Genomic DNA, 913 nt, shown 5'->3' with positions numbered 1-913 from the left:
GCTTCCTGGCCTAGAACTGAAGGGTAAGTTCCAAGCTTGCCAGTTCGTTGTAAAGCGATAGCCTTATGGTCAAAAGCTCTGATCAAAACCATCGTTTCATAAGCTTTTAGCATTTCTTCTTTGAGCAGTAGAGAATCCGGTAAAGACTGCTTAAGCTGCCCGTCATCGCCAAGAAATTTCGAAAAACTTACATCAAACCTAAGGTTTTCTTCAAAAGTATAAGATTTCATACCGCCTCCTCTATGCTGCAAAGTCTTGAAGACGAGTCAATTTTTCTTCGGCTAGCTGGTCGGCAACAACACTTGTTGCCCTGCCTTTTGAGCTTGAGCCTTGATAAACCTCTTCTAAGGTTCGACCTATCTGCAATATTTTTTCATGTATTCTGGCCTGTAAAACTTCATTTCTTGAAACCAGCTCAAAGTCCGAACGCAAAGACTCACTGTGGGTTAGCGAGGCATAAATCAAACCTCCAGAGTTAATCACGTAATCGGGAGCGTACAATATTCCCTTTTCATGCAGGCGCTGCCCAAGCTCAGGTTTCGCTAATTGAACGTTTGCTGACCCGGCAATTATTCGGCAGCTCAAACGTTCAAGGGAAGACTCATTGATGACATTACTTAAACCGCAGGGGGCAAAGACAACGCATGGCTCCTGAACAATCTGCTCAGGACTGACTGCGTGACTTGCAAACTCTCTTAAGGCGGACTCAACCCTTTCTCTATTAATATCAGCCACAACAATCTCTGCACCAGATTCTGCGAGCAGCAAACCAAGTTCGTAACCAACAATGCCAATTCCCTGAATAGCAATACGTAGACCTTTTAAGCTTTCTGTTCCTAACTTGAAATTGACGCTTGCCTTTATTCCTTCAAATACACCAGCAGCGGTATAACTTGACGGGTTACCAGCATCA

The 913-nt window shown here is 44.0% G+C and carries 1 protein-coding gene and 1 pseudogene; both read right to left on the bottom strand.

Annotation, left to right across the window (positions count from 1 at the left end; all coding sequences use genetic code 11):
• Positions 1 to 230 (bottom strand): annotated as a pseudogene (locus A3756_RS21215) (pyruvate dehydrogenase (acetyl-transferring) E1 component subunit alpha); the annotation flags it as partial.
• A gap of 10 nt (positions 231 to 240) precedes the next feature.
• Positions 241 to 913, bottom strand: a 673-nt coding sequence (locus A3756_RS21210; protein ID WP_231875599.1) for a Glu/Leu/Phe/Val dehydrogenase family protein, incomplete at its 5' end; no start/stop codon positions are given.

This window comes from Oleiphilus sp. HI0086, from assembly GCF_001635225.1.
Note: the sequence above shows the minus strand (reverse complement) of the source record. Positions and strands in the feature narration are given on the sequence as shown.